The sequence below is a fragment of the Vibrio sp. 10N.261.45.E2 genome, from assembly GCF_002875705.1.
GTDB lineage: Bacteria > Pseudomonadota > Gammaproteobacteria > Enterobacterales > Vibrionaceae > Vibrio.
Map to the genome: position 1 here is coordinate 35,981 of NZ_MCZZ01000148.1, position 14,366 is coordinate 50,346.

The 14,366-nt window shown below is 42.7% G+C and carries 16 protein-coding genes; 4 read left to right on the forward strand and 12 right to left on the reverse strand.

What is annotated here, in order from left to right:
- Positions 1 to 110: 110 nt before the first annotated feature.
- Positions 111 to 413, forward strand: a complete 303-nt coding sequence (locus tag BCT34_RS19535) for an MGMT family protein (RefSeq protein ID WP_076656510.1) — start codon at positions 111 to 113, stop codon at positions 411 to 413.
- A gap of 75 nt (positions 414 to 488) precedes the next feature.
- On the opposite strand, the gene BCT34_RS19540 is transcribed toward BCT34_RS19535, so the two are convergent.
- Positions 489 to 929 carry a YbaY family lipoprotein gene (locus BCT34_RS19540; RefSeq protein WP_076656507.1) on the reverse strand — a complete coding sequence of 147 codons (441 nt, stop codon included), beginning with the start codon at positions 927 to 929 and terminating at the stop codon, positions 489 to 491.
- A 168-nt stretch (positions 930 to 1,097) separates the two neighbouring features.
- Here BCT34_RS19540 and tesB point away from each other — a divergent pair, with 168 nt between their 5' ends.
- Complete coding sequence (gene tesB / locus BCT34_RS19545) at positions 1,098 to 1,958, forward strand: acyl-CoA thioesterase II (protein WP_076656606.1); 861 nt, start codon at positions 1,098 to 1,100, stop codon at positions 1,956 to 1,958.
- 104 nt (positions 1,959 to 2,062) lie between these two features.
- Here the strand turns inward: tesB and BCT34_RS19550 are convergent, their stop codons facing one another.
- A complete protein-coding gene (locus BCT34_RS19550; protein ID WP_076656504.1) occupies positions 2,063 to 2,728 on the reverse strand; it encodes a hypothetical protein in 666 nt (221 codons plus the stop codon).
- 63 nt (positions 2,729 to 2,791) lie between these two features.
- Positions 2,792 to 3,265 (reverse strand): Lrp/AsnC family transcriptional regulator, encoded by a 474-nt coding sequence (locus BCT34_RS19555; RefSeq protein WP_076656501.1) that lies wholly within the window; start codon positions 3,263 to 3,265, stop codon positions 2,792 to 2,794.
- Positions 3,266 to 3,393: 128 nt separating this feature from the next.
- Here BCT34_RS19555 and BCT34_RS19560 point away from each other — a divergent pair, with 128 nt between their 5' ends.
- Entirely contained in the window at positions 3,394 to 4,461 is a 1,068-nt protein-coding gene (locus tag BCT34_RS19560; RefSeq protein ID WP_076656498.1) for a PLP-dependent cysteine synthase family protein, read from the forward strand.
- Between the two features lie 89 nt (positions 4,462 to 4,550).
- Here BCT34_RS19560 and BCT34_RS19565 read toward each other — a convergent pair whose 3' ends face one another.
- From BCT34_RS19565 to BCT34_RS19590, 6 genes are all read right to left on the reverse strand, one after another.
- Positions 4,551 to 4,832, reverse strand: a complete 282-nt coding sequence (locus tag BCT34_RS19565) for a hypothetical protein (protein ID WP_076656495.1) — start codon at positions 4,830 to 4,832, stop codon at positions 4,551 to 4,553.
- Between the two features lie 84 nt (positions 4,833 to 4,916).
- Positions 4,917 to 5,444, reverse strand: a complete 528-nt coding sequence (locus BCT34_RS19570) for a DUF3332 family protein (RefSeq protein WP_076656603.1) — start codon at positions 5,442 to 5,444, stop codon at positions 4,917 to 4,919.
- A 36-nt stretch (positions 5,445 to 5,480) separates the two neighbouring features.
- Entirely contained in the window at positions 5,481 to 6,158 is a 678-nt protein-coding gene (locus BCT34_RS19575) for a hypothetical protein (protein WP_076656492.1), read from the reverse strand.
- Positions 6,159 to 6,320: 162 nt separating this feature from the next.
- On the reverse strand, positions 6,321 to 7,187 hold the full coding sequence (locus BCT34_RS19580) for a DUF302 domain-containing protein (protein ID WP_076656489.1): 867 nt from the start codon (positions 7,185 to 7,187) through the stop codon (positions 6,321 to 6,323).
- Positions 7,188 to 7,241: 54 nt separating this feature from the next.
- Complete coding sequence (locus BCT34_RS19585) at positions 7,242 to 7,958, reverse strand: NAD(P)H-binding protein (RefSeq protein WP_165690311.1); 717 nt, start codon at positions 7,956 to 7,958, stop codon at positions 7,242 to 7,244.
- A gap of 433 nt (positions 7,959 to 8,391) precedes the next feature.
- Positions 8,392 to 8,886 (reverse strand): hypothetical protein, encoded by a 495-nt coding sequence (locus BCT34_RS19590; protein WP_076656486.1) that lies wholly within the window; start codon positions 8,884 to 8,886, stop codon positions 8,392 to 8,394.
- 232 nt (positions 8,887 to 9,118) lie between these two features.
- Between BCT34_RS19590 and BCT34_RS19595 the strand changes: the two genes are divergently transcribed.
- Entirely contained in the window at positions 9,119 to 9,442 is a 324-nt protein-coding gene (locus BCT34_RS19595) for a DUF1244 domain-containing protein (RefSeq protein WP_076656483.1), read from the forward strand.
- A gap of 195 nt (positions 9,443 to 9,637) precedes the next feature.
- Here BCT34_RS19595 and vexH read toward each other — a convergent pair whose 3' ends face one another.
- The 3 genes from vexH to BCT34_RS24765 form a co-directional block, all read right to left on the reverse strand.
- Positions 9,638 to 12,751, reverse strand: coding sequence for a vibriobactin export RND transporter permease subunit VexH (gene vexH, locus BCT34_RS19600; RefSeq protein WP_076656480.1), 3,114 nt, complete (start codon positions 12,749 to 12,751; stop codon positions 9,638 to 9,640).
- On the reverse strand, positions 12,751 to 13,827 hold the full coding sequence (locus BCT34_RS19605) for an efflux RND transporter periplasmic adaptor subunit (protein WP_076656477.1): 1,077 nt from the start codon (positions 13,825 to 13,827) through the stop codon (positions 12,751 to 12,753). The genes vexH and BCT34_RS19605 overlap by 1 nt, the downstream gene beginning before the upstream one ends.
- 194 nt (positions 13,828 to 14,021) lie before the next feature.
- Positions 14,022 to 14,144, reverse strand: coding sequence for a hypothetical protein (locus BCT34_RS24765; RefSeq protein WP_277869196.1), 123 nt, complete (start codon positions 14,142 to 14,144; stop codon positions 14,022 to 14,024).
- Between the last annotated feature and the right edge of the window lie 222 nt (positions 14,145 to 14,366).

Consider the following 14,366-nt stretch of genomic DNA (forward strand, 5'->3'; position numbering starts at 1 on the left):
TAGAATAACTACTTACCGAAAAAATCTGCCTTGCTCTCAAGCTTTTTCCCTGCGCTATTTTTGAACACTTACTTACTGTGATTGGTATTTATGAACTAGGAACATTTAGTATGGACCAATTTTTGAGCCAAATCTTTGCTGTGATTCACCAAATTCCATATGGGAAAGTAACAACTTATGGAGACATAGCACGTTTTTCAGGATTTCCGGGCTATGCGCGCCATGTTGGCAAAGCGCTGGGCAACTTGCCAGAAGGTAGTAAACTGCCTTGGTATCGAGTGATAAACAGCAAGGGTGAAATCTCTTTAAAGGGCGATTCGTTCGACCGACAAAAGCAGCATTTGGTTAAAGAAGGAGTTGAGGTGAGTGAGGCAGGAAAGATCAAACTCAGAATATACAAATGGCAGCCCTAGAGCTGCCACTAATCGCCAATTCAACTGGCTGAGTTAAGCTAACCAAGATGCCTTAACAATGGCATCTATTTCTGATTAACGAACACCAACCAAACGTAGGTCTGCTTGCTGTGTATTTTCTACATCAGTAATAACCGACTTGATAGTGTCAGTAGTAAAACGTAGTTTGCCGTCAACATGAATCGTTGCACGCATGTTGTAACGGTGGTTAGGCTGAATCTTGTTGTCGTCGTAGCTTAGTTCGAACGCAAACGGCACTTGTTTACCATCAGTTGTGAACTCTTGTGTTGCGATAACCGTTGATGGAGCGTCTGCTAGTGAAATATCTTCTAGCGTTACAGTAACCAATGCATTCTCCGGTAATGCAATTCTTTCGCGGTAGCTAACTGTTCCTGAAATCACTTGAGTATTCTCTGCAACCGCTTCTTGAGAAACGTTCGTTTCTGATGTTGTTTGGCAACCAACTAGCAGGCCAAACGATACTAAAGACGTTAGAAGAATTAGAGCCTTTTTCATATTCAATTTCTCTCAACATGTTTGCCGGACTCGGCAAATCTACTCACCAATTATAAGAGAGCTTTCATATTCTGTCTTGAAACCCTATGATTTATTGACAGATATCTGACTAAGCTAAATGATTAACACCATAATCTGACACCCATTTTACGAAGAGGAATGCTGGCGATGAGTCAACCTTTACAAGAATTACTAAGTTTACTTCAGCTAGAAAAACTGGAAGAAGGTTTATTCCGTGGGCAAAGTGAGAACCTAGGATTGCCACAGGTATACGGCGGTCAGGTATTGGGACAAGCACTTTCTGCAGCTCGTTATACCGTTCAAGACGACCGTAGTGTTCACTCGTTCCACAGTTATTTTCTGTTTCCCGGCGATCCTGAAAAGCCAATTATTTATGATGTTGAGAACCTAAGAGATGGACGCAGCTTCAGCACACGCCGTGTTAAAGCGATTCAAAATGGCCGCCCTATTTTCTATCTCACAGCTTCTTATCATGGCGATGCACCTGGCTTTGAACACCAAAACGCAATGCCAGATATTCCGGGGCCTGAAAATTTTGCATCTGAAACTGAGCTTGCGAGCCATATAGCGGAGTTCTTACCGGAGAAGTTGCGCAAAACTTTCTGTGGCGAGAAGCCGATTGAGATGCGCCCAGTGACGGTTGTGAACCCACTCAATCCTAAGAAAACCGAAGCGAAACAGTATCTTTGGGTAAGAGCAAATGGCGCGATGCCAGACAACCAATTGATCCATCAATACTTGCTTGCTTACGCATCGGATTGGGGATTCTTGGTGACGGCGCTTCACCCTCATGAAGTCTCTATCATGACGCCAAACTTCCAAGTGGCGACGATCGATCACTCAATCTGGTTCCACCGCCCATTCAAGATGGACGAATGGTTACTTTATGCGATTGAAAGCCCAACGGCGGCGAACACTCGCGGCCTAGTTCGTGGCGAGATCTTTAACCAAAAAGGTGAATTAGTGGCGACGGCAGTACAAGAAGGTGTGATGCGTTTTACTAAATAGCAATCAGGCGTTGTTTTAAAAGCCGTAAAAAAGAGAGGCTAGGTTTAATACCTAGCCTCTCTTTTTAATTCTAATGATGAGTGATTACGTTGAGCCAGTAACCTCTACTCAGCTTCTAACGTTGGCTCAAACTCGCTTTGTACTCGCGTTTTAATACCATCGCCTGCATCTCGCAGAAGATTAAACGGCGACATGACAACACCTTTCACTGCGCCTTCTGCCGCGCCCTGAGCGAGTTCTTTACTCTTATCGGCCAGCAGATTTGCCTCCGCTAAAATACCCGGGACTTCCGCTCGTAACATCTCAGATTCCGCGATAACCACAGGGATCGTCTGTTCGCGGTAAGACTTACTTTCAGCGAGCACTGGTGGCATTACGTCGGCTCGGTATCTCTTCAATTCCGTTAATGTTGGTGGAATAACATCGGTTCTTACCTGCTCGACTTCCGTTCGAACATTTTTTACTTCGTCTAAAATTGCAGGGATTTTGCCATCAACTGACGAAACGGTTTGATTCACGTCATCGATCGTCTTTCTTACGTTTTCGACAGTATCTAGAACCTGAGGAGCAAGCTCATTAACATGCTCAGCAAATTCCAACATTTCTTCTACTTTTAGCCCTTTAGTAAGAACAGACAAGTCTTCAATTACCTGCGGATAGGTATCAACGATTTCACCAACTTTATTGGTAAATGAGTAAATGGTGTAGCCCAAGTAAAAAATCGCGACAGCTAACACCAATTGGATAGCGGTAGATACTTTTGCAAACATGAATAATCCTTTTCTTTATCGCAGAGGCGATGTTTAAATTCGAAGCTAAACGAGTCGGTATGATTAAAGTGGCAGAGCCGTCGTGTATTTCAATGGTTCCATCGCAAACGTCGAGGTCACATTAGAAATCCCATCAATACTATTCACCAAGCGCTTATAAAAATCATCAAAGCACTTCATGTCTTTAACTTGCACCTTCATCATATAATCATACTCACCGGCCATGCGATAGAACTCCATCACTTCTGGAAATTCCGACACAGTGTTCACAAAACGACCATACCACTCATGAGAATGATCACTGGTTTTCACCAATACGAACGCGGTAAAGGAAAGATCCAACTTTTCCGGGTTCAGCAGCGCGACTCTTTTCTCAATAATGCCGTTCTCTTCTAGGCGTTTAAGCCTTTTCCAACAAGGCGTTGTAGTGAGGTTGACGGCTTCAGAAATATCGTTCAATGACAGCGTGCTGTCTTCTTGCAGTAAACCTAATATTTTTTTATCTACGGCATCTATCACACTTTCACCAGATCGCATTTAAAGAGAATAATTTTCTACAATTTAAGCAAAACAAAGCAAATATGGCAAAGTTTTTCTCTCGGATTATAGATAAATTAGAACTATACCAATTACAAGAATTCCTACACTCGATCAGGAGAACGCTTATGTGCACTGACCATCAATGGATTAACAACGCGATTCGTAAAATTGAAGCAGACTACCAACGCTCAGCGGATACGCACCTTATCAAGCTCGATCTACCAAGTATCGAAGGCATTGATGTTTACCTTAAAGATGAAAGCACACACCCTACCGGCTCTTTGAAGCACCGTTTAGCGCGTTCTCTATTCTTATACGCTATCTGTAACGGTTGGGTTGGTCCAGAAACAACGATCATTGAATCGTCTTCTGGTAGCACTGCCGTGTCTGAAGCGTACTTTGCTCGTCTACTTGGCCTGCCGTTTATTGCGGTAATGCCCAAATGCACGGCGAAGAAGAAAATTGAGCAAATTGAATTCTACGGTGGTCAAGCGCATCTTGTTGACCGTTCTGATGAAATTTACGATGAGTCTCGCCGTTTGGCGGCAGAACTCAATGGTCACTACATGGACCAATTTACATACGCTGAGCGCGCAACCGACTGGCGTGGTAACAACAACATCGCAAACTCGATTTTCAATCAAATGCAGATGGAAGATCACCCAGTTCCAGCTTGGGTAGTAATGAGCCCAGGTACTGGTGGTACTTCCGCGACTATTGGCCGTTTCATTCGCTACCAACAGCATGAAACTAAGCTATGTGTTGTCGACCCTGAGAACTCTGTATTCCACGAATACTTCCAAACGGGCAACATGAACGTAAAAGGCAGTACATTCAGCAAGATTGAAGGCATTGGTCGCCCACGTGCAGAACCAAGCTTCATTCCTGGTGTGGTTGACGAAATGCGTAAAATCCCAGATGCAGCAAGTATTGCAACGACACATTGGTTGTCTGACATTCTTGGTCGTAAGGTTGGCGCATCAACCGGTACTAACATGTACGGCGTGCTTCAGCTAGCAAGTGAAATGAAAGCACGTGGTGAGAAAGGCTCTATCGTGACTCTGTTATGTGATAGCGGCGAGCGTTACCTGGACACCTACTTCAATGACGAGTGGGTAGACAACAATATTGGTGACCTACAGCCTTACGCAGCGAAGCTAGAAGCTTTCTCGCAAACGGGTGAGCTGGCTTAAGTTCATTAACTAACAAGTTTACAATGACAAAAAAGGACGAAGTTAACTTCGTCCTTTTTCTTTATAATAAGCCCCTATTAAGACACTGATTAATCGCTATACTGTGTTATTTTTGTCACTACAGACAAAGACGCATTATCGCTATAAGTATCTACAAATAAAAACCCTTCTAGTTTAACTTTTCCTTCTATGTTATGAAGAGTTTCAAACGCATTATGAATATATTTATCTAATGAACAACATGACACTAGAAAGTTATCTGTTTGCACTAAAAAACTACATCCCGGATAAGAAATATCATCTACAGGTTGAATATTCTTTTTAGTAAGGCTACTTTTCACAATAAAACCAGTCACGCCAAATTGATTCATATTAATATCCTGAAAGCTTGATTATTAATCGTAAATATTTAGAAATAATAGGCGAACAATAACGTTCACTTTAACAATGGATGGTTATGAGCTCACTTCAAATGCTTCTGATAACGCCTCTACAGATGTTTCAGAGACAAACTCACCATCAACAAAGTACTTAACGTTTACACCTTCCTTCACGCCCGTTACCGTTGAAGAAGTGCCGTCAACATAAGTCACTTCCATCTCAATAGTATTTTCGTCAATAGTTCTTATATGACTGTCTTCAATGTTGTGGTACGTCAGAGGATCAATCGGTGCATCACGAAGTGAAGGATCAAGATCACCGTTAATATCAATCATTGTCTCGACTTTACTATCAAAGATATGCGGAGTGCCGTCGAAAGGGTTTGAACCCGTCCAGAACTCGATTGAGTTAACAACGAAGTAATCTGCCAATGTTGTAAAGCCATAAACAGGTGCCAATAAGAAGTTAACACCGCCACGTGCATAGCGGTTATCAACAACCTTAACATTAAATTCCATCAGTTTCTTGGTCGTAAAATTACTACCGACGCAACCAGTTACAACCGGCACAATTAACATCAAAGCTGATAATTTTAGTACCATTTTTTTGTTTAAAAAATTCACTTTCTCGCCTACAACTTAAAAAATATAACCCAATTCAACACCAAAAAACGTATCTTCACCTAATTCATAGGTACTTACTGATGCATTAACGTCAATTTTTCCGTTTGTCCATCCAAGTTTATTTTCGAAGATATTGTCATACCCCTCTGCATCAACAAAATACGTAAAGTCACCACGGTAGTACATATTACCAAATGGAACCAAAACCCCAGCCTCTACGTCAAAACCATCAGCAAGGTCACCACCATAGTAATTTGCACCAACATTCCACGCACCAAACCTAGCATCCCCTACATAATTACCTCCAAATCGATAATTATTATATTCTCCATCTATGTTATTCCAAACACCATCAATTACGACATTACTGGATATATTGTATTGACCTGTTAGCGACATGACGTCTGATGCTTCATCATCGTAGTCAAACGAGTAGTTTTTATATGTTATACCAACACTTGCTTTATCATTAATACCGTATGTACCGTCCAAAGATATTGCATCAGCATCTTCATAAGATTCATATTCACCTGTAATACTACTCTGGACATTTCTAATATCTTGACTGTGATAACTTTTTTTAACTTGATTTTTTTGTTCTAGGCTTTCATTAACAATAGCGTCACTTGCAAGAACTGAACCAGATAAAGAAATAAAGAACAAAGAAGATAATGTAACTAATTGTGTTTTCATGATATTCCAATGGTTGAATTTTAATGCCAAAATGGCAGTGTTAAAATTAGGCTATTAAATTAGCCGTTATTTTTAGGTAATAAAAAGCCACACCATGATTTTAAAATCATGGTTTTTTATTAATGTAAATTAATTAGACGTTAATTATCGTAAGGCGATAGATTATTTTCCTACCGCACCGCCGAGAGTTTTACCTAATCGAAAATTGATGACCTTATGAGAAATTGCATTGTCCTTATAATGGAGTTCAGACATGTCGACAATATTATTATAAGCAACCGTCACTTGACCGTTTTCTTCAGTCACTAATACTTTTTGGCCAAAAGCATCCAATCCAATACTTGGGAATTCGGTCATTGCTTTGGCACCTGGCGCTGGCCCACCAAAAACGAGCAAGGTCGCATTAGGTAGTGACTCCCCTATAGCTTCTGCTTTAGCCTTAAAGTCCCAGTTCATAAACCAAACCGTGTCACCTTGAGCAAGAACATCTCGTTTAATATTGTTCAGTGTCGTTTCAAAATCATACTCTGATACTAATGTTTCAATGCCGTAGTTCTTTGCTAAACCTTCGCTCTGCACTGGCGCAATGTTATCTAACCCATTAGTTAGCGATGCCGTTTCTTCTGCATACTGCTCAAGGGCTCCGTTATCCATTATTCCGTGTCGCTTTTGAATAAACTTAGCATCGGTATAAATTACTTTTTGCTCACCATTTTCAACATAATTCAAAATACGAAATGGCAAATCGAGCCCCACCTGTAAACTGTCTTTGAGCAACTGGGTATTCAACTTATCGTCGGTATAAAAGTCCACTCGACTTGGTGCTAAATATTCATTTGCCAGATCTGCTAACCGAGAGTGGTCGATAGTCAAAACTTTATCTAGCCCTTTATCTTCAGCGTTTCGATCAACAATGAGCACACTCTCATCAACGGCATTTAGTTGTGATTGATGAGCGTTCTGATCAACAGTCGTTTCACAACCTAGAATGGGCAGAACAAACAAAGCAATTAAAGACAGTTTTTTCATAGATAACCTCTCTAAAGTTTGAAAGTGATTGAAGGCAAAACGAAACCATCAAATCTATTGAATATTATGCTCGGAAACAAAGTCTTCAAGGACCGAATGGGCGTGCTTTGGGTCACCATCATTCAAGTGGGCTAAATACCCATACAGCGCTTTTTCATGCTCTACCATATAAGTCATTTCTTTTTCATAACCGACTGGGCTGGATGCTTGAATTGGTAAGTATTTTTTCATTCTGCCAATCATCATCGGCTTAATTACCTTTAGAGCACCTTGAAGTAACTTTTCGTCAGTTCTCGTTTCATGTCGGTCACCCGCCAACGGGCCTGGATGTAGGAAAGTCGTTTTCTCAAAATCCAGTAGTTCAACTTCATTTTCCATCTCTCCTTTACAGCGAAGATAATGAGAACGAGCTTTGCTATCAGCACCAAGACATGACACAACGATCAAGTGTTTCACTCCAAGATCTTTCATGTTTTCTGCGGTAGACACGACTAGGTCAACATCAATTGCACGTAGTTTATCTTTGGTACCCGATTTTTTAATCGTGCTACCTAAAGCAATAATCCCAACTTCCGGAAGCTCTGAGCCTAAATGGATGGCAGGAACACTTAGATCACAGTCAATTATCTGCTTCAATTTCTTATGCTGCGTATTGAGTTCACGTCGAGACAGTGCGTAAACAGTACTGATATTCTGACTGCTTAATAAAGTACTCAAAGTTTCTCGTCCAACTAAGCCACTCGAACCAGCAATAATGATTGATCTATTCATATAACATTCACCGTTTAAGTTAGGTCGTCTCGACGTTGTGTATATAATAAACACAACAAACCGACCGGTCTAGTCAGGATATTGTCAACATTGTCAGAATTAGACTGATCGGTTTGAATATTCGAAGGAGAATCGCATTGTCCTTTGAAATATAAATCTGGCTGGTGAGGAATTAAGACAGGAGCTCTCGACAGGTTTGGGGGGAGTCCTCACTGACGCACCAAAAACCGATGAAAGCCCATTCAAGTATCAGTATATATATTACTTGGTCATTAAATGAGTCGTTCAAATATTTGGGACTTAAAACTGAGCGAGTACTCAATGAGGATATTTAGGGGGACAAGCTTTCAAATCACCAATGGCTACGAAACAAATCTAACACATTAAGTGCTAGAGGTAAGGTCACATCTTTCCAACTACAAGTCTGTGTTATTTATTTCTTGGTATTTTCAAGAATAGACTCGGGAATAATGTTCTCTATCGCAATATACTGACCAACATCTAGGAACGCAAAACAGCTATAAGCCAAGCTACTCCAGCCTAAGATCGACAATGTCAGCATACCAAAGGTTTTCACTCCACTTTGATTCAATCGTTTCGAAACAAAGGTATAACTCGGAATTCCCACTAAGACTGGAGCTAAAATAACCATCGAAAGTTGGCCGTATTGATTCCATTTTTTCATGAATTTTCTGAGCTTTGGTTTAAAGACTGCGCCTTTTTGTTTCTTGAACAAGGTTGAATAGACGGGAGCAACTTTCCAACCTGCATATGCAGCAATCATTGCTGGGATTAAATTAAACAACAGCATTTCTGGGTAGGAGTAAGATAGAAACGCAGCAATAGCCGGCCCTGAATAGGTTTTCCAAAGGCTTAAAAGCGCCATCGATAAACCAATAGCCAAGTATGTTTCAAATGCTAATGTCATGCCTATTCTCCTCTCACGGGTATACAGTTTCAACGAACCGATTGTCTGATTTGAAGTGCTGAATGAATCACACACAACACAGACCGACCGGTCTAGTTGTTACTTTGTTATCCTATGCAAACCTAGAAAGCTGGGAGTTACATACTCAAACCAGTGAATGAGTATTGGCGTCAATCTCGCAGCCGTGTAGACTCTAACTAAGGATAACCATTGACTTGAAAAGGAAAGAGTTTTGGCAGAATTCAAATACAAGCAACTAACTCAAGAAGAACAAGACAAGCTAGATGCAGCTGCATTTCGTCGCCTATTATCTCATCTAGACAGCAATAAAGACGTGCAAAACATCGACCTAATGATCTTGGCTGGCTTTTGCCGAAATTGCTTTAGCAAATGGTATGCAGCAGAAGCTGAATTGATGGGAGTCAATTTAGATTTAGACGATGCACGTGAACGTGTTTATGGTATGACTTACGATGAGTGGAAAGCTAACCATCAACCGAAAGCAACTCCTGAACAATTGGCCGCATTTGAAGCTCGCCAAACGAAAAAGAGTTAAGAAATTGAACGCCAAATGAAAGTTCGTATTCTGAGCGAGCTTTTATTATCGATTGAACGAATCCCTACTTTCAATCATCAATATTCAATTAACAAAAAGCCCAGTAACTCAAACAGTTACTGGGCTTTCTTTATCAAGCTTTAAACTTATACTAGCTATAAAAACTATCTATAGTCTAGCCCTTCGTTTTACCAACTAACCGTGACTGCTTCTTCCAACATTGTCATGGCTAAGCTCTTTATTAAGCACCGCTTCCACGTGGCCCGGAGAGCGTGTTGAGCCAGAAATCAGTCGGTACATCGCAGGAATCACGAACAGAGTTACCAGTGTCGCGAAGCCCATACCGAAGAAGATAACCGTACCCACAGCCACTCGGCTTTCATAGCCAGCCCCCGTTGAGGTAATCAATGGAATCGCACCCGCTAGCGTAGTAAACGCGGTCATCATGATTGGACGTAAGCGTCGAGCAGATGCATCAATGATCGCTTTTTCGAACTCAATGCCACGGTCACGAAGTTGGTTAGCAAACTCAACGATCAAGATACCGTTTTTGGTTACCATGCCGATCAACATGATCATACCGATCTGGCTATAAACGTTGAGCCCTTGGCTCATCAACACCAAACCTAAGAAGCCACCAAAGATACCCATAGGTACGGTGAACATCACCACCAACGGGTTGATGAAGCTTTCAAATTGTGCGGCCAATACCAAGTACGCTACCAACATCGCTAGCGCAAACACCACTAGGATACTCGATTGGTTCTCTTTAAAGTCTTTTGACTCGCCAGAGTAGCTCACTGAAATATCACCCGGTAGTTGCTCAATTGCTTGCTCATCAAGGAAATCTAGAGCATCACCCAGTGTGTAACCTTCCATTAGGTTCGCTTTAATAGTCACCGATTTTTGCTTGTTGTAGTGCGACAAACGAATCGATGAAGCCACTTCTTCAATGTGCGTCAGCGTATCGAGTGTAACCAACTCTCCAGACTGAGTTCGCATGTAGATTTGGCTTAGGTCGTTCGCGTTGTTGAAGCTGTTTTCATCACCACGAAGGTAAACGTCGTACTCCTCACCGCGCTCAACAAAGGTCGTTTCACTGCGACCACCAAGCATGATTTCCAAGGTATCTGAGATATCAGAAACACTCACACCTAGCTCTGCAGCACGCTGCTTGTCTACAGTAACCAATAGCTCTGGCGTTTTCTCGGAGTAATCGATATCCGCACCTTCCATCATTGGTGAATCTTCAGCCGCTTGCTTTAAGCTCTCTGCCCACTTTTGGAGTTCAGTGTAATCAGAACCGCCAAGTACAAATTGAACAGGCTCACTTGAACCACCTTTGAAGCCCGGCATGAACGGAAATACACGTACATCAGGAATACCATTCAACGATTTACGAACTTCGTTCAAGGCTTGTTGTGCTGTAACGTCACGCTCATCCCAATCTTCTAAGATCATGATTACAAAGCCCGTTTGGTCGCCCGCATTACCACCAAACGCTGGAGACTGAATACTGAATGACTTCAAGAAGCCTTGACCAAGCAATGGCATTAGACGCTCTTCTACGATGTCCATGTTGGCAGACATACGGTTGTAACTGGTTGCATCAGCACCACGAACAAACGCAAAGATAACACCACGGTCTTCTTGTGGCGTCAGTTGCGATGGCACTTGTTGCATCAAGCCATAACTGCCACCCATACACGCGATAATGATGATTGGAGCAGCCCAGCGCCAGTTTAGAGCACGGCGCAATACCGAGCGGTATCCAGACTCAAGCTTGCCAAATACGCGTTCAACAAACAGGTTAAAACGGTTTGGTTTAACGTTCGCTTTAAGGATCTTACTGCCTAGCACTGGCGTTAGCGTCAATGCGACGAGCGACGAGAAGATCACCGACATAGCAAGCAATACAGAGAACTCGGTAAACAGAAGACCAACCATGCCGTCCATGAACGAGATTGGTAGGAATACCATCACCAATACAAGTGTCGTTGCGATTACCGCGAAGCCAACCTCTCGTGTCCCTTTATAGGCCGCAAGCAGTGGCGATTCACCACGTTCAATGTGGTGGAAAATGTTCTCAACCACTACGATTGCATCATCAACCACCAAGCCAATCGATAGGATAAGTGCCATCAAGGTAATCAGGTTGATAGAGAACCCAAAATAGTAAGCCGCAATAAACGACGAGATCAGAGATACAGGTACCGTTACCGCTGGAATAAGTGTTGCTCGAGCTTGACCAATAAAGATGTAAAGCACAAGGATAACCAAACCACCCGTAATAAAGAGTGTGCTGTAAACTTCTGAAATCGAACGGTCGATAAAGACTGTGGAATCATAGTCGACAGCCAAACGAGTACCATCAGGCAAGAACTTCTGAATCGCTTCGACTTCTTTATGGACAAGGTCAGCAACTTCAAGTGGGTTCGCATCTGACTGAGGCACAATACCCATGCTTACGTTGACTACGCCGTCACTCTTAAAGGTCGAGTTCTCGTTTTCTGCACCAATGTAAACATCCGCTACGTCTTTCAAGTAGATAGGTGTGTTATCAGAGGCACGCTTTACCACTAGGTATTCGAAATCTTCAGCTTCAGTGTAAGAACGAGCGGTACGAACCGACATCACAATCGCATCGTTACGTACTTCACCACCTGGGCTTTCAATGTTCTCACTGTTCAACGCAGAAGTGATGTCCGAGGTAGTAACACCACGACCAGCCATCTGAGCAGGTTTCAGCTTCACGTACATTACTTTGTACAAACCACCTGAGATATCCACCGAGCTCACACCTGAGATCAAACTAAAGCGGTCAATCAACACACGTTCTGTATAGTCGGTTAACTGCGTTCGGTCCATCTCCGTCGAGCTTAAGTTGATGTAGACCGAGGCTTCACCACTACCATTGTTCTTGTAAACAATCGGGTCGTCAGCTTCGTCTGGCAATGAACGCTGCGCACGCGCTACGGCATCACGGACATCACTCACACCAGTATTAAGATCGTAACCAAGCTCAAAGGTAATCGTAATACGCGACATACCGTTACGGGTTGTGGATTCGATCTCATCGATACCACTGATGCCGGATAACTGGTCTTCAAGGTTGGAGGTTATTTGGCTTTCAATGATGGTGGCAGAGGCACCCTCATAACGAGTACTGATCGATACTACCGGGCTCTCAATATCAGGCATCTCACGAACCGCGAGCTTATTGAAAGAGACAATACCAAACACAACCAATAGTAGGCTCAATACGACGGCCGCTACTGGTCTCTTTACAGAAACATCAGATAACAACATTAGTTAGCGCCTTCTTGTGCTTTTTTGTCACTCGCTGTACCAGTAGGGCGATTAACGGCAAGCTCTTGAACCAAGACGCCGTCACGCATGTTCACGATACCTTGCACCACGATCTTCTGACCAATTTCGATACCTTTGTCGATCACGACTTCGTTATCAATACGTGCTCCAAGGAAAACTTCTGTACGTTTTGCTTTGTTGTCTTCGTCAATAACATAGACGAAACGCTTCGTTCCTGAATACTCAAGCGCTTGAACTGGAATGATTGGCGCTTCCACTGGTGGAAAGTCCATATCCGCTGCCACTAACATACCCGGCTTTAGATAGTCATTATTGTTGTCGAAGTGGATTCGAACTCGAAGGTTCAAGGTTTCAGCGTTAATACGAGAATCGATGCCTACTACAGTACCCGTGAACTGAGTGTCGCCCCATGCGCTGGTGCGCGCGGTTACTTTCATACCTTTTGATAGTTTAGAAAGGTAACGTTCCGGGATCTGCAGGTCTAATTGCATGACCGATAGATCATCTAGGGTCACAAGTTCAGTACCTGCTGTGACCATTTTACCGCGGCTAAAGTCGATGAAACCAACAGTGCCCGAGAATGGCGCGCTGATGTGAAGATCTTTCAGATTGGCATTTGCAGCAGCTAAACGAGCGTTGGCGATCTCTACGTTGGTTTTCTGAGCATCAATTTCAGTTTGCGTGATCGCGTTACGTTTCACTAGGCGTTGAAATTCCGCTAGCTTACGTTGCTCGTCTTTTAGATAAGCTTGAGCTTCTGCTACCGCCGCTTTCGCTTTGTCATCATCAAGTTGAACCAACATCTGCCCTTTAGTGACATCTTGGTTTGCTTTGATGTTGATAGAATCCACTCGGCCAGCGACTTCAGAAGTGATCATGACCGATTGCTCGGCTTCTAACTTACCAACCAACGAAAGAGATTGGCTAACTTGGTGAATATCAACCTGCTCAGTAACAACAGTGACAGTGCTCGGGCCCATACGCTTTGCAAGTACGGCTGGAGACGCCATGAGAATAGACAAGCTCAGCAGGGTTAAAACAGATTTATTCTTCATAATTATGGTCTGCAAGTAAGGTTTATACCGATCACAGGAGTAAGTGGTCAGGAATAGCGCTTTAACAAGCTACGATGACCAATTATTTACTACGATTGGTATTATTATCTATAAATGAAATTAACCGTATTCTATCAACTGATGAATACTGTAACGTCAAGAAGTGTAAATCTAGATTAAATTTCGTTTACGTTTTATGTGGGTTTAGCCGAAACAATAGCAATACCGAAAGCCAACAACCTCAATGCCTTACCTCTTAGTACGTAGACCTTAGTACAGATGTTCACTTCACGAGCAATATGCGTACTTTTCGCCATCTTTGCCCAAAAAGGCAGCATTTAACACAAAACCATAAGAAAAACCCTTTACAGGTTTAGCGTGTTTGCTATGATGCGCTCCGCACTTGAGAGATGCGTTGGGAAAAACATCTCTTTAGCCTATCCATTATGAGTTAGGAAAAAACACCCTGGAGGGGTTCCCGAGTGGCCAAAGGGAGCAGACTGTAAATCTGCCGGCTCCGCCTTCGATGGTTCGAATCC